Annotated in this window: 18 protein-coding genes; 14 read left to right on the top strand and 4 right to left on the bottom strand. The window is 71.7% G+C overall.

All coding sequences use genetic code 11. The features are described 5' to 3' along the window. The first annotated feature begins 3 nt into the window (after positions 1-3). The 4 genes from EP26_RS20860 to EP26_RS38210 are packed head-to-tail and all read left to right on the top strand — an operon-like array spanning position 4 to position 4,048. Positions 4-402, top strand: coding sequence for a Zn-ribbon domain-containing OB-fold protein (locus EP26_RS20860; RefSeq protein ID WP_043341516.1), 399 nt, complete (start codon positions 4-6; stop codon positions 400-402). A 60-nt stretch (positions 403-462) separates the two neighbouring features. Next, positions 463-1,272: an enoyl-CoA hydratase gene (locus EP26_RS20855; RefSeq protein ID WP_043341515.1), complete on the top strand. Its 810-nt coding sequence runs from the start codon at positions 463-465 to the stop codon at positions 1,270-1,272. A 13-nt stretch (positions 1,273-1,285) separates the two neighbouring features. After that, on the top strand, positions 1,286-2,920 hold the full coding sequence (locus EP26_RS20850) for an acyl-CoA synthetase (protein WP_043341514.1): 1,635 nt from the start codon (positions 1,286-1,288) through the stop codon (positions 2,918-2,920). Between the two features lie 57 nt (positions 2,921-2,977). Next, complete coding sequence (locus EP26_RS38210) at positions 2,978-4,048, top strand: cache domain-containing protein (RefSeq protein WP_052389447.1); 1,071 nt, start codon at positions 2,978-2,980, stop codon at positions 4,046-4,048. On the opposite strand, the gene EP26_RS20840 is transcribed toward EP26_RS38210, so the two are convergent. Then, positions 4,031-5,197: a multidrug effflux MFS transporter gene (locus tag EP26_RS20840; RefSeq protein ID WP_043341512.1), complete on the bottom strand. Its 1,167-nt coding sequence runs from the start codon at positions 5,195-5,197 to the stop codon at positions 4,031-4,033. The two genes, EP26_RS38210 and EP26_RS20840, sit on opposite strands and share 18 nt — an antisense overlap. Before the next feature lie 292 nt (positions 5,198-5,489). Here EP26_RS20840 and rutA point away from each other — a divergent pair, with 292 nt between their 5' ends. The 3 genes from rutA to EP26_RS20825 are packed head-to-tail and all read left to right on the top strand — an operon-like array spanning position 5,490 to position 7,858. Further along, positions 5,490-6,566, top strand: a complete 1,077-nt coding sequence (rutA, locus tag EP26_RS20835) for a pyrimidine utilization protein A (RefSeq protein ID WP_043341509.1) — start codon at positions 5,490-5,492, stop codon at positions 6,564-6,566. Beyond that, entirely contained in the window at positions 6,566-7,231 is a 666-nt protein-coding gene (locus EP26_RS20830; protein ID WP_043341507.1) for an isochorismatase family protein, read from the top strand. The genes rutA and EP26_RS20830 overlap by 1 nt, the downstream gene beginning before the upstream one ends. Before the next feature lie 45 nt (positions 7,232-7,276). Further along, entirely contained in the window at positions 7,277-7,858 is a 582-nt protein-coding gene (locus EP26_RS20825; RefSeq protein ID WP_043341504.1) for a malonic semialdehyde reductase, read from the top strand. 33 nt (positions 7,859-7,891) lie between these two features. Here the strand turns inward: EP26_RS20825 and EP26_RS20820 are convergent, their stop codons facing one another. The 3 genes from EP26_RS20820 to EP26_RS20810 all read right to left on the bottom strand — a co-directional run bounded on the left by EP26_RS20820 (position 7,892) and on the right by EP26_RS20810 (position 11,526). Beyond that, a complete protein-coding gene (locus EP26_RS20820) occupies positions 7,892-9,178 on the bottom strand; it encodes an amidase (protein ID WP_043341497.1) in 1,287 nt (428 codons plus the stop codon). 236 nt (positions 9,179-9,414) lie between these two features. Beyond that, the gene (locus tag EP26_RS20815) at positions 9,415-10,848 is read right to left on the bottom strand and encodes a DegQ family serine endoprotease (protein WP_084112706.1); all 1,434 of its coding nucleotides are present in this window, start codon (positions 10,846-10,848) and stop codon (positions 9,415-9,417) included. A gap of 120 nt (positions 10,849-10,968) precedes the next feature. Then, positions 10,969-11,526, bottom strand: coding sequence for a fasciclin domain-containing protein (locus tag EP26_RS20810; RefSeq protein WP_043341495.1), 558 nt, complete (start codon positions 11,524-11,526; stop codon positions 10,969-10,971). Positions 11,527-11,631: 105 nt separating this feature from the next. On the opposite strand from EP26_RS20810, the gene EP26_RS20805 reads away from it, so the two are divergent. From EP26_RS20805 to nusB, 7 genes are read left to right on the top strand one after another with little or no spacing between them, the layout of a single operon-like run. Beyond that, positions 11,632-12,300 (top strand): winged helix-turn-helix domain-containing protein, encoded by a 669-nt coding sequence (locus EP26_RS20805; protein ID WP_043341493.1) that lies wholly within the window; start codon positions 11,632-11,634, stop codon positions 12,298-12,300. A gap of 60 nt (positions 12,301-12,360) precedes the next feature. After that, the gene (locus EP26_RS20800) at positions 12,361-13,722 is read left to right on the top strand and encodes a sensor histidine kinase (protein WP_043341489.1); all 1,362 of its coding nucleotides are present in this window, start codon (positions 12,361-12,363) and stop codon (positions 13,720-13,722) included. 26 nt (positions 13,723-13,748) lie between these two features. Beyond that, the gene (ribD, locus tag EP26_RS20795) at positions 13,749-14,843 is read left to right on the top strand and encodes a bifunctional diaminohydroxyphosphoribosylaminopyrimidine deaminase/5-amino-6-(5-phosphoribosylamino)uracil reductase RibD (protein WP_043341488.1); all 1,095 of its coding nucleotides are present in this window, start codon (positions 13,749-13,751) and stop codon (positions 14,841-14,843) included. Beyond that, positions 14,825-15,445 (top strand): riboflavin synthase, encoded by a 621-nt coding sequence (locus EP26_RS20790; RefSeq protein ID WP_043341487.1) that lies wholly within the window; start codon positions 14,825-14,827, stop codon positions 15,443-15,445. Before ribD ends, EP26_RS20790 begins: the two co-directional genes overlap by 19 nt. After that, positions 15,442-16,590 (top strand): 3,4-dihydroxy-2-butanone-4-phosphate synthase, encoded by a 1,149-nt coding sequence (gene ribB, locus EP26_RS20785; RefSeq protein WP_084112698.1) that lies wholly within the window; start codon positions 15,442-15,444, stop codon positions 16,588-16,590. Before EP26_RS20790 ends, ribB begins: the two co-directional genes overlap by 4 nt. Further along, a complete protein-coding gene (gene ribH, locus EP26_RS20780; protein ID WP_043341485.1) occupies positions 16,591-17,091 on the top strand; it encodes a 6,7-dimethyl-8-ribityllumazine synthase in 501 nt (166 codons plus the stop codon). Further along, a complete protein-coding gene (gene nusB, locus EP26_RS20775) occupies positions 17,088-17,756 on the top strand; it encodes a transcription antitermination factor NusB (protein ID WP_408735105.1) in 669 nt (222 codons plus the stop codon). The genes ribH and nusB overlap by 4 nt, the downstream gene beginning before the upstream one ends. Positions 17,757-17,760: the final 4 nt, after the last annotated feature.

The following is a 17,760-nucleotide window of genomic DNA, read 5'->3' as shown; positions in this document are numbered from 1 at the left end:
CCCATGGCAACCCCTGCCTCCAACCGCGCCCTCCCCGCCATCGCGGTGGACCCGACCAACAAGCCCTATTTCGACGCCGCCCGTGAGGGCCGCATGCTGATTGGGCTCTGCAAGGATACCGGCAAGCATTTCTGGTATCCGCGCGGCTGCTCCCCCTTCACCCTCTCGAACAATGTCGAGCTGGTGGAGGCCAAGGGCACCGGCACGGTCTACACCTTCACGGTGATGCGGACGAAGGAGCCCTACTGCGTCGCCTATGTCGAGCTGGACGAGGGCGTCCGCGTCTTCACCAACATCGTCGATTGCGATCTGGACGAGGTGAAGATCGGCCAGAAGGTGAAAGTGGTGTTCAAGCCGACCACGGGCGACAGCCCGCCGGCGACCATGTTCACGCCGGTCTGACCGGCCCTTGCCGCCGCCGCCCTCCCTGGCAATATTCCCGGCATTGTCAGGGAGGCAGCGATGGCCAATACGGGCGACAACACGCCCCCGGTGACGCGGCGCGACGAAGGCGCCGTCGCCATCATCACCCTCGACCGCCCGGCGGCCCGCAACAGCCTCTCGCGCGCCATGCTGGCCGCGCTGCAATCGGCGCTCGACGAGGTCGCGGAGGATGAGCGCATCCGCTGCGTCGTCCTCGCGGCCGAGGGCCCCGCCTTCTCCGCCGGCCACGACCTGAAGGAGATCACCGCCCGCCGCGCCGAGCCGGATTGCGGCACCGCATTCTTCGCCGAGACCATGGCCGCCTGCTCCGCCGTGATGCAGCGCGTCGTCACCCTCCCCCAGCCGGTCGTCGCCGCGGTCGAGGGCGTCGCCACCGCCGCCGGCTGCCAGCTTGCCGCCAGCTGCGACCTCCTCGTCGCCTCGGAGCGGGCGAAATTCTGCACCCCCGGCGTCGATATCGGCCTGTTCTGCTCCACCCCGGGCGTGGCGCTGGCCCGCGCCGTGCCGCGCAAGGCGGCGATGGAGATGCTCCTCCTCGGCGAGATGGTCCCGGCGGCGGAAGCGCACCGCATGGGCCTCGTCAACCGCGTCGTCCCCGCCGGCACCGCGCTCGACGCCGGGCTCGACTTGGCACAGCGTATCGCCGCCCGCTCCTCCGTCGCGCTGCGGATGGGCAAGCGCGGCTTCAACGCCCAGACTGCCCTCCCTCTCGCCGAAGCCTATGCAGCCGCCGGCCAGGTGATGGTCGAGAACCTGCTCGCCGAGGATGCGGCGGAGGGCATCGGCGCCTTCCTCGGCAAGCGCCCCGCCGAATGGCGCCATCGCTGAGGAGGACCGCCCGATGGCCGCCGCAGATTACGAGACCGGGCTGGAGCGCCGCCCCGCCAACCACCAGCCGCTGACGCCGCTGCTCTTCCTCGAGCGCGCCGCGGCCACCTTCCCCGACCACACCGCCGTCATCCACGGCGCGCTGCGCCGGAGCTATCGCGATCTGCGCGACCGCGCCGTCCGCCTCGCCTCCGCGCTCGCCGCACGCGGCATCGGCCGCGGCGACACGGTGGCGGCGCTGCTGCCCAATATCCCGGCGATGGTCGAGGCGCATTACGGCGTGCCGATGGCCGGCGCCGTGCTCAACACCATCAACACCCGGCTCGACGCCGACACCATCGGCTACATCCTGCAGCACGGCGAGGCGAAGGCGATCCTGGTGGACCGCGAATTCACCCCCGTCCTCCGCGCCGCGCTCGCCATGAGCGGCGCCAGCCCCCTCGTCATCGAGATCGACGATCCGGAAGCCCCCGGTGGCGCCCGCGCCGAGACCCTCGGCGGCCTCGACTACGAGGCTCTGCTGGCCGAGGGCGACCCGGCCTTCGCCTGGGCCATGCCCGCCGACGAGTGGGACGCCATCGCCCTCAACTACACCTCCGGCACCACCGGCCGGCCGAAAGGCGTCGTCTACCACCATCGCGGCGCGCAGCTTCTTGCCACCGGCAACGTCCTCTCCGCCAGCATGGCCCGGCACCCGGTGTATCTCTGGACCCTGCCGATGTTCCACTGCAACGGCTGGTGCTTCCCCTGGACGGTCTGCGCCGTCGCCGGCACGCATGTCTGCCTCCGCGCCGTGCGCGGCCCGGCGATGTGGGCGCTGATGGCCGAGCATGGCGTGACCCATATGTGCGGCGCCCCCGTCGTCATGGCGACGCTGCTCGACACGCCCGAGTCCGAGAAACGCCCCCTCCCCCACCAGGTGGAATTCGTTACCGCCGGCGCGCCGCCGCCTGAGGCGGTTCTCGGCCGTATGCGCGAGGCGGGCTTCGCCGTCCTCCACGTCTACGGCCTCACCGAATGCTACGGTCCTTCGGTCGTCAACGAGTGGAACCGCGCCTGGGATTCGCTCCCAGCCCCCAATCAGGCCCGGCTGATGGCCCGCCAGGGCGTCCGCTACCTCGCCCTCGAATCCCTCGACGTGCTCGACCCGGCGACGATGCAGCCCGTCCCCGCCGATGGCACGACGATGGGCGAGGTGATGATGCGCGGCAACGTCGTGATGAAGGGCTACTTCAAGGACCGCGCCGCGACCGAGGCCGCCTTCGCCGGCGGCTGGTTCCACACCGGCGACCTCGCGGTGAAGTATCCGGACGGCTACATCCAGCTCCGCGACCGCTCGAAGGACATCATCATCTCCGGCGGCGAGAACATCTCCTCGATCGAGGTGGAGGACGCGCTCTACAAGCACCCCGCCGTCGCCCTCGCCGCGGTGGTCGCCCGGCCCGACGACAAATGGGGCGAGGTGCCCTGCGCCTTCGTCGAGCTGAAGCCCGGTGCCACCGCGACCGAGGCCGAGCTGATCGCCCATTGCCGCGAGCGCATGGCCGGCTTCAAGGCGCCGAAATCCGTCCTCTTCACCGAGTTGCCGCGCACCAGCACCGGCAAGATCCAGAAGCACATCCTCCGCGCCCAGGCCCGTGGCGGCTGAAACCGGGTGTTAACCAGCCAGAAGCGATACTCCGCGGCAGGAATCGGGAATGCCGCGATGGATGGAATGCAGGTCACCGGGGAGGCCGCCACGCCCGAGCGCGTGCTGGCCCTCGCCGAGCAGGCGGAGGCGCTGGCGGCGGGCAAGGTCCGCGCCATCCAGTCGATCACCGGCCAGACCCGCATCCTGGCGCTGAACGCCACCATTGAGGCCGCGCGTGCCGGCGAGCAGGGCCGCGGCTTCGGCGTCGTCGCCGGCGAGGTGAAATCCGTCGCCGCCGAGGTCGCCCGCCTTGCCGCCGAGATGGATGGCGAGTTGCGCGGCGCCTTCGCCGCCCTCCGCCGCATCGGCGCCCGCATGGCCGAGGAGGTCGGCGGCCAGCGCCTGACCGACCTGGCGCTGAACGCCATCGAGATCATCGACCGCAACCTCTATGAGCGCAGCTGCGACGTCCGCTGGTGGGCGACCGACGCCGCCGTGGTCGATGCCGCGGCGGACCCCTCCCCGCCGCGCCTCGCCTATGCCGAGGCGCGGCTCGGCGTCATCCTCTCGGCCTATACCGTCTATCTCGACCTCTGGCTCTGCGACCTCTCCGGCCGCGTCATCGCCCATGGCCGGCCGGGCCGCTACCCCGATGTGCGCGGCCATGCCGCCGGCGCCGCGCCCTGGTTCCGCGCCGCGCTGGAGACGGCGAGCGGCGAGGACTACGCCGTCACCGACATCGCCCGCTGCGCCCCGCTCGGTGACGCGCCGGTCGCCACCTATGCCGCGGCGGTGCGCGAGGGCGGCGCCACCCATGGCCGGCCGATCGGCGTGCTCGGCATCCATTTCGACTGGGCCCCGCAGGCCGAGGCAGTGGTGCGCGGCGTCCGCCTCTCCCCCGCCGAACGCGCCCGCACCCGCGTCCTGCTGCTCGACGCGACCGGCCGCGTGCTGGCCTCGTCCTCCGGCGGCGGCGTGCTGACCGAGACCATCCGGCTCGCCCATGGCGGCCGCGAGGCCGGCGCCTACCGCGATGCCGAGGGCCGCGCCATCGGCTTCCACTGCACCCCCGGCTACGAGACCTATCGCGGCCTCGGCTGGTACGGCGCCCTCATCCAGGCCCCGCCCTCAACGCACCAGGACTAGCCGGCTCGCCAGCCCCGCCAGCGCGGCGAGCGCCATCACCACGGCCATCGGCACCGCCGTCCCGTTGTAGAGCGCCCCCACCAGCGCACCGGTCAATGCGCCGCCACCGAATTGCAGCGTCCCAATCAAGGCCGAGGCGCTCCCCGCCGCGCGCCCCTGCGAGGCCATGGCCAGCGCCGCGGCGATCGGCATCACCATGCCGATGCTGGCGACATAGACGAAGAGCGGAATGGCGATGCCCCAGAAGCTCCCCGTCCCCGACAGCGCCGCCATTGCGACGCCCGCCCCCGCCATGGCGCAAAGCCCCCAAAGCAGCACCCGCTCCGGCGGATGCCGCTGCGACAGCATCGCATTCAACTGCGAGACGCCCATGATGCCGAGCGCATTCGCCCCGAAGAGCAGCCCGTACTGCCCCGGCGCGATGCCATGCAGCTCCATGAAGACGAAGGGCGAGCCGGTGATATAGGCGAACAGCCCGCCCATCGGCAGCACCCCCGACAGCACCAGCCCCATGAAGCGCCGCGTGCCGAGCATCCGCGCATAGACCATCAGCACCCCGGCCAGCCCCTCGCGCCGCCGCCGCTCGGGCGGCAGCGTCTCCGGCAGCACCAGCCCTACCACGAGGGCGAGGGCGAGCCCATAGGCCACCAGCGCCCAGAAGATCGCCCGCCACCCTCCCCAGCCGAGCAGCACCCCACCCAGCGAGGGCGCCAGGATCGGCGCCAGCGTCACCACCAGCATGAGGCGCGACATCAGCCGGATCGTCTCCGTCCCTTCCGTCACGTCGCGCACGATGGCTCGCGCGGTCACCATCCCGGCGCAGCCGCCGAGCCCCTGGATGAAGCGCCACACCGCCAGCCAGCCGACCTCCCCGGTCAGCCCGCAGCCGATGGAGCCGAGGACGAAGATGCCAAGCCCCGCCAGCAACGGCAGCCGCCGCCCGAAGCGGTCCGTCAGCGGGCCGAAGGCGAGCTGCGCCAGCGACATCCCGGCGAAGAAGCTCGCCAGCGTCGTCTGCACATGCGTCGCATCCGTCCCGAGGCCGGCGGCGATGGCCGGGAAAGCCGGCAGGTACATGTCCGTGGACAGCGGCCCGAAGGCCGACATGGCGGCGAGGACCAGGACGAAGAGAGGCGTGACGCGCGGCATGGTCGAGGGGTTAGCACCCCATGCTGCACCGCACCATCGCATCTGATCAGGCCGCGCGGGCAAAAGCTGCCACATCGACCATCGGCAAGGCTTCCTCGTGGGGCACGCGCCTGGCGGCCGCTGACAAATGCGGAATGACCGCCGCCTGCCGCCACGATGGGCAGCGTCGCACCGCCTTTGCCCATTGCGATTGCGCCACCCGCCTTAGCTGCCGCTTTTCCCGGCGCCTGCCCCCTGCATCCCTTGTCCAACCGCCGCTAGCATGTCCGCCACCCGAAGCGGAGCGAGCCTCATGGATGTCGGCGTTTTCCTGCCCATCGGCAATAATGGCTGGCTGATCTCCAGCACCTCGCCACAGTATATGCCGAGCTTCGGCCTCAACCGAAAGGTGGCCGAGAAGGCTGAGAAATACGGCTTCGAATTCGCCCTCTCGATGATCAAGCTGCGCGGCTTCGGCGGCCCCAGCGAATACTGGGACCACAATCTCGAGAGCTTCAGCCTGATGGCCGGGCTGGCGGCGGTGACGAGCCGCATCAAGCTCTTCGCCTCGGTCGCGGTGCTGACCATCCCGCCCGCCGTGCTCGCGCGCATGGCCGTCACCATCGACAGCATCAGCCATGGCCGTTTCGGCGTGAACATCGTCTCCGGCTGGCAGAAAGCCGAGTACGAGCAGATGGGCATCTGGCCCGGCGAGGCACATTTCGCGCGGCGCTACGAGTTCTGCTCGGAATACGTGACGGTGATGAAGGAGCTCTGGGCCACCGGCCGCTCCGACTTCAAGGGCGATTTCTTCCGCATGGAGGATTGCCGAGTCAGTCCGCTACCCACGAAGAAGATCGAGATCATCTCCGCCGGCCAATCGAATCGCGGCATGCAATTCGCTGCCGAGTACGCCGATTACAACTTCATCAGCGCCGGCGGCATCAACGACATCTCCCAGGTTCGCCAGCACACCGACCGCCTCATCGCCGCCAACGCCGCCGCCGGCCGGCAATGCGGCGCTATGCTGCTGATGATGGTCATCGCCGACGAGACCGACGAAGCGGCGATGGCGAAATGGCACCACTACGTCGCCGGCACCGATCTCGAGGCGCTCGCCTGGCGCGACGCCCAGGCCGCCGCCGACGTCAAGGCGGAGGCGCACAGCACCGTCGGCCGCATGGTCCGCTCCGACCGCGTGCCGACCAACATGCTCCGCCTCATCGGCTCCTACGCCACGGTGGCGAAGCAGCTCGACGCGCTGGCCGAAACCCCCGGCTTGCAGGGTGTCATGCTGACCTTCGACGATTTCCTCATCGGCATGGAGCAATTCGGTACCCGCATCCAGCCGCTGATGCGGAGCCGCCGCCACGTCGCCCAGGCCGCCTGATGATCGAGGACGGCCGCAGCGCCCGCGCCCTCTACGCCGCGCTGCGGGCCGAGCAGCGCGCCCGCTTCGGCTTCGGCCGGCGGGCGGCGCTCGTCAATGTGGACGTGCAATGCGCCTACACCCAGCCCGCCACCTACGTCACCGCCTACGAGACCGATCCCGGCCAGATCGGCCACATCAACCGCCTCGCTGCGCTATGCCGCGCGCGGCGCCTTCCCGTGGTCTGGACCTATGTCGCCTACCTGCCGAGCGGCGAGGATTGCGGCGTCTGGGGCACCCGCACCGACACGCCGGACAGCCTGCAGAACATCAAGGAAGGCTCGCCCCGCGCCGCGCTCGACCCTCGGGCAGACCGCGCCCCGGGCGATATCCTCATCAACAAGCGCATGGCCTCCGCCTTTTTCGAGACCAATCTCCGCTCGCTGCTGACATTCCACCGCATCGACATCGTCATCGTCACCGGCGGCTCGACCTCGGGCTGCGTGCGGGCGACGGTGGTGGACGGCCTCTCCTGCGGCTTCCGCATGATCGTGCCGGAGGAGGCGGTGGCCGACCGGCACGAGAGCCCGCATTTCGCCAACCTCTACGCCATGGCGGCGAAATACGCCGATGTCCTGCCGGTCGCCGAGGTGGAAGCGGCGCTGGCCGCGATGACCGGTGACTGAGGCGGCGCGGCAGGCTATCACGCGGCAACCAAGGAGACCCTGACGATGCCCGACCAGGCCGCCATCGACGCACTCTTCCTCAAGGCGCGCACCCAGAACAAGTGGACCGACCAGCCCGTCTCCGAGGCGGAGCTGCGGCAAATCTACGACATTCTGAAGATGGGCTCCACCTCGGCGAATTGTTCGCCGGCCCGCTTCGTCTTCGTCACCACGAAGGAGGGCAAGGACAAGCTCGCCCCCTGCCTCTCCTCCGGCAACCTCGCCAAGACGATGAGCGCGCCGGTCTGCGTCATCGTCGCGCAGGACATGGAATTCTACGAGAAGCTGCCGCAGCTCTTCCCGCATGCCGATGCCCGCTCCTGGTTCACCTCCAGCCCGGAACTGGCGGCGGAGACCGCCTTCCGCAACGCGACGCTCCAGGGCGCCTACCTGATGATGGCGGCGAAGCTCGTCGGCCTCGATGTCGGCGCCATGTCCGGCTTCGACAAGGCGAAGTGCGACGAGGCCTTCTTCGCCGGCACCACGGTGAAGTCCAACTTCCTCGTCAATATCGGCCATGGCGACCCGAGCGGCGTCTTCGACCGCCTGCCGCGCCTCGCCTTCGAGGAAGCCTGCACCATCGCCTGATGGAATGTCTGGGGAGGCCACCGCCTCCCCGACTCAGGGCTGGTCGATCACCGGCCCGACCAGCGCCGCCACATCCAGCAGCGCCGCATCGCCGAAGCGCGGCCCCACGATCTGAACGCCCACCGGCATGCCATGCGGTCCGCGCGTGGTGGGGATGGCGATGCAGGGCACATGCAGCAGCGTCCACATGCTGTTGAAGACCGGGTTGCCGGTATCCTGCCGCCCGAGCGGCGCCTCGCCCACCGCCGCCGGCGTCAGCACCGCGTCGAAGCGCGGGAAGAGCGCGTCGAAGAGCTTCCGGCACTCCGCCGCCAGGTTGTAGGCCCCCGCCAGCTGCGCCCCGCTGATGCCGGCGAAATTCTCGACGCGATCGCGGAAGTCGGCATGCAGCCTGTCATGCGCCGCGACGTATTCCTGCAGGAAGGCACCGCGCCCCTCGCCCAGCAGCACCACGCGCTGCGCCTCGGTGATGCCCTCGAAGGCCTGCGGCAGCGCCAGCTCCTCGACGATGGCCCCCGCCGCCTCCAGCCGCCGCGCCGCCAGCAGCAGCGCCTCATGCGAGGACTGTTCGGCCAGATGCCAGTTCGGCCCCTGGCAGATGCCGATGCGCAATTGCGTCAGCGGCTTGCCGAACGGCTGGTCGAGGTCGAAGAGGCGGAAGGCCTCCGCCACCAGCCGCAGGTCCTCCGGCGCCCGCCCATACCAGCCGATGGTATCCAGCGTGTGCGAGTAGCGCTTGGCGCCCTCGGTGTTCACCACCCCATGCGTCGGCTTCATCGCGTAGACGCCGCAGAAGGAGGCCGGGCGGATCGTGCTGCCGCCGGTCTGGGTGCCGAAGGCCAGCGGCACCATCCCGTCCGCGACCGCCGCCGCCGAGCCGGAGGAGGAGCCGCCCGGCGTCCGCGCCGTGTCATGCGGGTTGCGGGTCAACGCCCGCCGCCCGGCCGCGGCGAATTCCACCGTATCCGTCTTGCCGAGGATCACCGCCCCTTCGCCGCGCGCGATGCCGACGCAGGCCGCGTCCCGCCCTTGCCGCAGCCCCTGGTAGATCGGCGAATTGTAGGTGGTCGGCATGTCCGCCGTCTCGATCATGTCCTTCACGCCAATCGGCAGCCCATGCAGCACGCCCATGGTGTGGGCCTTGTCCACCTCGCGCGCGCTGGCGATGGCGAGCAGCGGGTCGAGGAAGGTCCAGGCCTTCACCACCGGCTCCCGCTCGGCGATGCGCTCGAGGCAGGAGCGCACCAGCGCCTCGGCGGTGAGGCGGCCCTCCCGGAGCTTCGCCGCGGCGGCGGTGGCGGTGAGCTGCCAGGGTTCCATGCCTCTTCTCCCTCGGCCGCGCCCCCGCAAGACGGACGCCGGCTCCTCGACCATGTCGGCGGAGCCCCGCCATGCGCGCCCGCCGCCTCGGCGTCAATCCGCGGCGGCCGTGAGAAACAGTATGCAATGCATGGGCCGCCCGCGACAGGCCGAAGCGGCGCCCGCGTGCCGAAGCCACCGGGCGCCGCCCCGCAATCCCCGCCACCGGCCCGAAGCACCGGTGACGGCACGCGCCGTCAGCCTGCCTTCAGCGGCAGGGCGACGAAGGCCCGCCCGCCATCGCGCTCGATCTGCAGCGCGATCGCCGGCTTGTTGGCCCGCCGCGCGGCACCAACGGCCTCGGCCACGTCGCGCGGCGCGCTCACCGCTCGGTCCCCGGCACGGAGGATGACATCGCCCGGCTGCAAGCCCTGCGTCGCGGCCACGCTATCGGGCTGCACCTCGGCCACCACCGCACCCTGGCCACCCCGGTCACGCGGCGCCAGCGCCAGGCCGAGATTGCCCGAGGACTGCGACTGCCCTGGCCCGCCCTTCGCCTCCTGCTGGTCCGGGATGCCGGCCAGCGTCACCCGCTGCTCCACCGGCTTCCCATCCCGCAGCAGGCCGAGGGTGATGGTCGCGCCCGGCCGCTGCTCACCCACCGCCTCGGCCAGATCCCGCGGCGCGGCGACCGCATGGCCATCCACCGCCGTGACGACGTCGCCCGGCTGCAGCCCGGCCCTGGCCGCCGGCCCATCCGCCTCCAGCCCGCCGATCAGCGCGCCCTTGTTCCCTGGCAAGCCAAGCGCGCTCGCCAGCGCCGGGTCGATCGCCTGCATCGAGACGCCGAGCCAGCCGCGCTCGACCTTCCCATGCTCCTTCAGCTGGCCGATGACCGACTGCGCCAGCGAGGCGGGGATGGCAAAACCGATTCCGATATTGCCGCCCGAGGGCGAGAAGATCGCCGCATTCACCCCGACCACCTGGCCCTGCGAATTGAACAGCGGCCCGCCCGAATTGCCTGGGTTGATCGAGGCATCGGTCTGGATGAAGTCGTCATAGGGCCCTGCGCCGATCTGCCGCCCGCGCGCCGAGACGATGCCCGCCGTCGCCGTCCCGCCGAGCCCGAACGGGTTGCCCATCGCCAGCACCCACTCGCCGACCCGCAGCTGGTCGCTGTTCCCGAAGGCCACGGTCGGCAGGTCGCCGCCCGCCTCGATCTTGATGAGGGCGAGGTCCGTCTTCGGGTCGGTGCCGACGACGCGGGCCGGCAGCTGCCGGCCGTCCGCCAGCTCCACCTTCACCGAATCCGCCTGGCCGACGACATGGTTGTTGGTCACGACATAGCCGGCCGGGTCGATGATGAACCCGCTCCCCTGACCCATGACCCGCCGCTCGGTCGGCCCCTGGCGCTGCCGGAAGAAGCGCTCGAAAGGCGTGCCGCGAAGCTCGGGCGGCACCTGCGCCGGCGTCGCCTCGGTATGGCCGGTGATGCTGATGCGCACGACCGCCGGTGCCACCCGCGCCGCGAGATCGGCGAAATCCGGCCCCACCGGCCGCGGCAGCGCGACGGCCGTCGCCGGCTGGGCGGCCGATTGCGCCGTGGCCGGCGGGACGAAGGGCGTCAGCGCCGTGGTGCCGAGCGCCAGCGCCAGTGCGCCGCCGGCCAGGATCTTGGTGATGCGAGTCATCGATGGAGGCTCCTTCCTGAGGGGCGGCCGCTCCAGGGCGACCGCCATGCCCCCATCAAAGCCCCAGGCACCTGCGGGCTTCCTGCCCCGAACCATACGGATCGGTATGGAAGCGCCCGTTCAGCGCACCAGCACGCGGTCCACGATATGGACGACGCCGTTGCTGCACGGGATGTCGGCCTGCACCACATGCGCCGGCTCGACCTGGCGGATGCCGCCCGCGCCGAAGCCGCCGCGCTCCGGCACCAGCGTGTACTGCCCGTCCGCCCCACGCTGGATCAGCAGCATGTTGCCGTTGCGCGTCCTGACCGTCACGCGGTCGCGCCCCTCCACCTCGCGGGCCATGTGCCGCCCGTCGATCATCTGCGCATTGACCACCGCCGGCCCACGCACCGGGTCGACATCGGCACCGGGCTGCGAGCCCATCAGGTCGTCGCGGATATTCACCGGCACCCGGGCGATCGCGCCGTTATCGGGCGCGAGGATGGTGAAGGGCCCGCTGCCATGCAGCAGCTCGGCCTGGCCGGTACGGTTCAGCGCCTCGACGAAGCTGCTGAGCCGCGGGTCGCCGGCCATCACCTGCAGGCAGTCCTGGGCACGGGCGGCGCCGGCGCCGAGCAGCAGCCCGGCGGCGCCGAGCAGCAGCCCGGCGGCGGCGAGGAGGGGGAGGCGTCGCATGGGGGATTCCTTGTCTGGCGAGGGCAGAAGCCCCGTGGGCCAGGGGAGTTCGCATTCGATCCACCTCTGCCTATTGTCCGGTGAGGGACGAGGGACCGGGACAGCGTGAAGATCCTGCTGGTCGAGGACGATGCAGAGACCGCGGGCTTCATCCGCCGCGGCCTGACCGAGGCCGGCCATGTGGTCGACCACGCCGCCGACGGCCCGGACGGCCTCCATCTCGCCATGCAGGCGAGCCATGATGTGCTGGTGGTCGACCGCATGCTGCCGAAGCTCGACGGCCTCGCCCTCGTTCGGGCGCTTCGCGCCGCCGGCCTCCGCACCCCGGTCCTGTTCCTGACCGCCCGCACCGGCATCGGCGACCGTGTCGAGGGTCTGGAGGCCGGCGCCGACGACTATCTCGGCAAGCCCTTCGCCTTCGCCGAGCTGATGGCGAGGCTCAACGCCCTCGCCCGCCGCCCGCCCATGGCAACCGAGGCGACCACCCTCCAGGTCGCCGACCTCGAGATGGACCTGCTCCGCCGCGCCGTCACCCGTGCCGGCCGCCGCATCGAATTGCAGCCCCGCGAATTCCGCCTGCTCGAATACCTGATGCGCCGCACCGGCCAGGTGGTCACGCGGACCATGCTGCTGGAGGGCGTCTGGGACTTCCATTTCGACCCGAAGACCAGCGTGGTCGAGACGCATATGAGCCGGCTGCGCGCCAAGCTCGGCGAGCCGCCCCTCATCCACACCATGCGCGGCGCCGGCTATGCCATCCGCGCCCCGGACTGATTCTCCCCAAGGCGCCCCCGTTTCGGCCTCGGCCGCCACGGCCAGGCCGAGGGCCGCCCGATGAGCGAGCGCGCGACCCGCTGGTGGCGCACCACCACCTTCCGCGTCACCCTTCTGCACCTGCTGCTGACCCTGCTCGGCACCGCCGCCCTCTCCGGCATCGCCTGGTGGGCGACCACCGGCTTTGCCCTCCGCCAGCTCGCCCAGGAGGTCGATCGCGACCGCGGGTTGCTGGTCCAGGCCGCCCGCCTCGGTGGCCCCCGCTCGGCCGCCCTCTCCATCGAGGCTCGCCTCGCCGCCGACCGCAGCGGCACGCAATACTACCTGCTCGCCGGGCCGGAAGGCGAACGTCTCGCCGGCAACCTCGCCAGCGCTCCCGAATCCCCCGGCTGGTCCAGCCTCCGCCTCGAAGCCGCAGAGGAAGCCGACCCAGCCGAGTTGCTCGCCCTCGGCACCCCGCTCCCAGGCGGCGGCTTCCTCGTCGTCGCCCGCGACGTCGCCCCCGTCCGCCAGCTCGAATCGCTGCTGCTCGGTGCCGCCGGCTGGGTCGGCGGCGGCGCGGCGCTGCTCGGCCTGCTCGGCGGCCTGCTGATGGGCCGCGGCGTCACCCGCCGCGCCGCCGCCATGGATGCGGCGCTGGCCCGCGTCGAATCGGGCGAGATCGGCCACCGCCTCCCCATCCGCGCGGGCGGCGACGAGTTCGACCGCCTGGCCCGCCGCATCAACGCCGCGCTCGACCGGGTGCAGGCGCTGATGCAGACCCTCCGCCAGGTGACGGACGACATCGCCCACGACCTCCGCACCCCCCTCACCCGCCTGCGCGGCCGGCTGGAAGCCGCCCTCCGCGCCGAGGACGACGCCACCTGGCGCCCGGCCACCGAGGCCGCGCTGCGCGACTGCGAGCAGCTGCTGGAGATCTTCGCCGCCCTGCTCCGCATCGCCCAGATCGAGAGCGGCGCCCGCCGCGCCGGCTTCGCCCCCTTGGACCTCAGCGCCCTCGCCGCAACGGTCGCCGAAGTCTACGCCCCCGCCGCTGAGGACCGCGGCCAGCGCCTGGAAACCGACATCCCCCCCGGCATCGCGGGCTTCGGCGACCGCGAGCTGCTGACCCAGGCCCTCGCCAACCTGCTGGAGAACGCGGTGAAGCACGGACGCGAGGGCGGCCGCATCCGCCTCGCCCTTACCCCCGGCCGCGTGCTCACCGTGGAGGACGACGGCGAGGGCATTCCCCCCAATCAGCGCGAGGCCGCCCTCCGCCGCTTCCACCGGCTGGACGCCGCCCGCAGCCGCCCCGGTGCCGGCCTCGGCCTCGCCCTGGTCGCGGCGGTGGCGGAACTGCACGGCGCCCGCCTCACCCTCGGCGATGCCGCCCCCGGCCTCCGGGTGGAGCTGGCTTTGCCGCCCGGCCCGCCCGGCCCATAGTGCGCCGCATGACGGATCGGGAGCACATGGCGGCCGCGCTGGCCCTCGCGCGGCGCGGCCTCGGCAATACCTGGCCGAACCCGGCGGTCGGCTGCGTGCTGGTGAAGGACGGGCAGGTGGTCGGCCGCGGCTGGACCCAACCCGGCGGCCGCCCCCATGCCGAGACCCAGGCCCTCGACCGCGCCGGGGAGGCCGCCCGCGGCGCCACCGCCTACGTCACCCTGGAGCCCTGCTCCCATTGGGGCCGCACCCCCCCCTGCTGCGATGCCCTGATCCGCGCCGGCGTCAGCCGCGTCGTCGTCGCCACCGGCGACCCCGACCCCCGCGTCGACGGCCGCGGCCTGCAACGCCTGCGCGAGGCCGGCGTCATCGTCGAGCTCGGCCTGATGGGCGAGGAAGCCCGCCGCCAGAATGCCGGCTTCGCCCGCCGCATCACCACCGGCCTCCCCCTCGTCACCCTCAAGCTGGCGACGACGCTCGACGGCCGCATCGCCACCTCCACCGGCGAGAGCCAGTGGATCACCGGCTCCGCCGCTCGCCGCGAAGCCCATGCGCTGCGCGCCCGGCACGACGCCATCCTGGTCGGCAGCGGCACCGTCCTGGCCGACGACCCGGAGCTGACCGCCCGCCTCCCCGGCACCGCCCGCGTGCCGCTGGCCCGTGTCGTCGCCGACAGCCGCCTGCGCACCCCCCTCGCCTCCCGGCTGGTGCAGACGGCCCGCGAGGTGCCGACCTGGATCGCCACCCGCACCAACCAGCGCCCCGGCGTGCTGGCCCCTTTCCAGGAGGCCGGCGTCCAGATTCTCTCCGTCCCCCGCGCGAAGCCCGGCCTCGACCTCGCCGCCCTGCTCGGTGCCCTGGCCCAGCGCGGCGTCACGCGGGTGCTCGCCGAAGGCGGCGCCGGCCTCGCCGCCGGTCTGCTGCGCGGCGGCTTCGTCAACCGGCTCGCCTGGTTCCACGCCCCCGGCATCATGGGCGGCGATGGCTTGCCCGCCGTACAGCCCTTGCCGGTTGTTCTGCTTTCCGCCATGCCCAAGTTCCGCAGGGTGGCGAGCCGCCCGCTGGGCGATGACTGGCTGACCGAGTTCGAGGAGTGCGGGCCATGTTCACCGGGATCGTGACCGATCTGGGGACGGTGCGGGAGATACAGCCTTTGGGCGACGGGCAGGACATGCGCCTCGTCATCGGCACCTCCCCTCCCTTCCTCGCCGAACCCGCCCCGGTGGCGATCGGCGCCTCCATCGCCTGTTCCGGCTGCTGCCTCACCGCGGTGCAGCTCGGCGGCGACTGGTTCGCCGTCGACGCCTCGGCCGAGAGCCTGTCGAAGACGACGCTCGGCCGCCTCGCCCCCGGCAGCCGCATCAACCTCGAGCGCTCGCTCCGGATGGGCGACGAGCTCGGCGGCCATCTCGTCTCCGGCCATGTCGACGGCGTCGCCGAGGTGCTCTCGGCGGTGCCCGAGAATGGTTCCGTCCGCTATCGCTTCCGCCTGCCCGAGCACCTCGCCCCCTTCGTCGCCGCCAAGGGCTCGATCGCCGTCGACGGCATCTCGCTCACCGTGAACGAGGTCGAGGGCGCGGTCTTCGGCGTCAACGTCATTCCCCACACCGCCGCCGTGACCACCTTCGGCACGCTGCAGCCGGGCGGCTTCGTCAATATCGAGATCGACACGCTGGCGCGCTACGTCGCCCGGCTCGTCTCCTTCAAGGGGCTCCAGGCATGACCGGCCCGGCCATGACCAACACTATGGCGACCAAGACCGTCAATTTCGCCGACTTCATCTCCCCGACCGAGGAGCTGATCGAGGAGGCCCGCCGCGGCCGCATGTTCATCCTGGTCGATGACGAGGACCGCGAGAACGAGGGCGACCTCGTCATCCCCGCCCAGTTCGCGACTCCCGATGCGATCAACTTCATGGCCCGCTTCGCCCGCGGCCTGATCTGCCTGGCGATGGACCGCAGGCGCGTCGAGCAGCTCGGCCTGCCGCTGATGGCCGCCGCCAACGGCACCCGCCACTCGACCGCCTTCACCGTCTCCATCGAGGCGAAGGAGGGCGTCACCACCGGCATCTCGGCGGCCGACCGGGCACACACCGTCGCCGTCGCCATCAACCCTGAGATGGGCCGCGAGCACATCGTCACGCCCGGCCACGTCTTCCCCCTCGTGGCGCGCGATGGCGGCACCCTGGTCCGCGCCGGCCATACCGAGGCCTCCGTGGACCTCGCCCGCCTCGCCGGCCTCAACCCCTCGGGCGTGATCTGCGAGATCATGAACGACGACGGCACCATGGCGCGGATGCCGGACCTCGTCGCCTTCGCCCAGCATCACGGCCTGAAGCTCGGCACCATCGCCGACCTGATCGCCCACCGCCGCCGCACCGAACGCCTCGTCCGCCGCCTCTCCGAGGGCCGTATCGACCACCCGGTCGGCGGCGACTGGCGCCTCGTCGTCTACGGCAACACCCTCGCCCCTGGCGAGCACCTGGCTCTGATCCGCGGCGATGTCAGCGCCCCCGGCCCGGTCCATGTGCGGATGCACGCCGCCAACCTACTGCACGACATCGTCCTCGGCACCGGCACTGATGATCTGCACGACGCCATGCGGATGATCGACGCGGCCGGCCGCGGCGTCGTCGTCATCATCCGCGACTGGCGGCCGGACAATATGAGCGAGCAGGTGAGGAACAACCGCGACCGCCGGGTGGCGCCGCCCGAGATCCGGGACTATGGGATCGGCGCGCAGATCCTCGCCGATCTCGGCGTGCGGGACATGGTCCGGCTGTCGAACAACCCCCGGCCCATCGTCGGGCTGGAAGGCTACGGGCTGCGCGTGGTCGAGACCAAGCCGCTGCTCCAAAAGGACGGGTGAATGAGCACGATCGATGCGCCGGAACGCCAGGCGCGGCCGCTGGAAGGCCCGGCGCCGCATCTGCTGGTGATCCAGGCGCCCTATTACGCCGATGTCGTGGGCGGCATGCTCCGCGGCGCCCAGCGCGTCTTCGCCGAGGCGAAGGCGACGGCCGATGTGGTGGACGTCGCTGGCGCCTTCGAGCTGCCCGCCGCGCTGCGCATGGTCCTCAGCCAGCCGACCAAGGGCGGCAAGGCGGTGCGCTATGACGGCTTCCTGCTGCTCGGCTGCGTGGTGAAGGGCGAGACCGACCATTACGACTTCATCTGCTCGGCCGTCTGCCAGGGGGTGATGGACGTTTCCACCGACCGCGGCGCCGCCATCGGCTTCGGCCTGCTGACGGTGGACAGCCTCACCCAGGCCGAGGCCCGCTCCGCCGATGACCGCCACAACAAGGGCGCCGAGGCAGCCCATGCGCTGCTCGGCCAGGTGGCGCTGCGCCGCCGCTGGAGCCTCGCGTGAGCGGCAATTGGAAGACCACCGACCTCGGCACCAGCGAGCTCGACAAGCTCCGCGCCGAGATGGAGGCCGAGCAGTCTGGCACCCCCGCGGCGCCGAAGCCCGGCGCCAAGCCGCCCGCGGGTAAGTCCCCCGGCAAGCCCGGCAGCAAGTCCCGCAACCGCCGCCCCGGCCAGGCGCCCGGCGGCGCTCCGCAGGTCCGCGGCGGCCGCCCCCGCACCGGCGCCCGCGTCGCCGCCGTCCAGGCGCTCTACCAGAGCGAGCAGACCGGCGAGTCGGCCGAGGCCGTCATCCAGCAATTCCTCGCCCACCGTATCGGCGGCGGCTATGAGGAAGGCGGCGTGCCGGAAGCCGACCGCCCGCTCTTCGGCACCATCGTCCGCACCGCGGCCAAGAACGGCGACCGGCTCGACGGCCTCATCGCGCAGCACCTTGACCCCGACTGGCCGATGGCACGGCTCGACCCTGTGCTGCGCGCCCTGCTCCGCGCCGCCTGCGCCGAATTCGCCGAAGGCGGCGGCCAGCCCCCGGCCCGGGTGGTGATCAACGAGTATCTCGACATCGCCCATGGCTTCTTCGGCGGCGAGGAGCCGCGCTTCGCCAATGGCGTGCTCGACGCGCTGGCCCGCGCCCTGCGGCCCGAGGAATTCGCCGCCGGCCGGAAATAGCGCC

It is taken from the genome of Belnapia moabensis DSM 16746, assembly GCF_000745835.1.
GTDB lineage: Bacteria > Pseudomonadota > Alphaproteobacteria > Acetobacterales > Acetobacteraceae > Belnapia > Belnapia moabensis.
Note: the sequence above shows the minus strand (reverse complement) of the source record. Positions and strands in the feature narration are given on the sequence as shown.

What these genes read in the sequence shown, in the direction of transcription:
- EP26_RS20855 (WP_043341515.1), top strand. Translation starts at nt 463, where the DNA reads ATGGCCAATACGGGCGACAACACGCCCCCGGTGACGCGGCGCGACGAA.
- ribH (WP_043341485.1), top strand. Translation starts at nt 16,591, where the DNA reads ATGAGCACGATCGATGCGCCGGAACGCCAGGCGCGGCCGCTGGAAGGC.
- EP26_RS20800 (WP_043341489.1), top strand. Translation starts at nt 12,361, where the DNA reads ATGAGCGAGCGCGCGACCCGCTGGTGGCGCACCACCACCTTCCGCGTC.
- EP26_RS20815 (WP_084112706.1), bottom strand. Translation starts at nt 10,848, where the DNA reads ATGACTCGCATCACCAAGATCCTGGCCGGCGGCGCACTGGCGCTGGCG.
- ribD (WP_043341488.1), top strand. Translation starts at nt 13,749, where the DNA reads ATGGCGGCCGCGCTGGCCCTCGCGCGGCGCGGCCTCGGCAATACCTGG.
- EP26_RS20830 (WP_043341507.1), top strand. Translation starts at nt 6,566, where the DNA reads ATGATCGAGGACGGCCGCAGCGCCCGCGCCCTCTACGCCGCGCTGCGG.
- EP26_RS20825 (WP_043341504.1), top strand. Translation starts at nt 7,277, where the DNA reads ATGCCCGACCAGGCCGCCATCGACGCACTCTTCCTCAAGGCGCGCACC.
- rutA (WP_043341509.1), top strand. Translation starts at nt 5,490, where the DNA reads ATGGATGTCGGCGTTTTCCTGCCCATCGGCAATAATGGCTGGCTGATC.
- ribB (WP_084112698.1), top strand. Translation starts at nt 15,442, where the DNA reads ATGACCGGCCCGGCCATGACCAACACTATGGCGACCAAGACCGTCAAT.
- EP26_RS20820 (WP_043341497.1), bottom strand. Translation starts at nt 9,178, where the DNA reads ATGGAACCCTGGCAGCTCACCGCCACCGCCGCCGCGGCGAAGCTCCGG.
- EP26_RS38210 (WP_052389447.1), top strand. Translation starts at nt 2,978, where the DNA reads ATGGATGGAATGCAGGTCACCGGGGAGGCCGCCACGCCCGAGCGCGTG.
- EP26_RS20850 (WP_043341514.1), top strand. Translation starts at nt 1,286, where the DNA reads ATGGCCGCCGCAGATTACGAGACCGGGCTGGAGCGCCGCCCCGCCAAC.
- EP26_RS20790 (WP_043341487.1), top strand. Translation starts at nt 14,825, where the DNA reads ATGTTCACCGGGATCGTGACCGATCTGGGGACGGTGCGGGAGATACAG.
- EP26_RS20840 (WP_043341512.1), bottom strand. Translation starts at nt 5,197, where the DNA reads ATGCCGCGCGTCACGCCTCTCTTCGTCCTGGTCCTCGCCGCCATGTCG.
- EP26_RS20860 (WP_043341516.1), top strand. Translation starts at nt 4, where the DNA reads ATGGCAACCCCTGCCTCCAACCGCGCCCTCCCCGCCATCGCGGTGGAC.
- EP26_RS20810 (WP_043341495.1), bottom strand. Translation starts at nt 11,526, where the DNA reads ATGCGACGCCTCCCCCTCCTCGCCGCCGCCGGGCTGCTGCTCGGCGCC.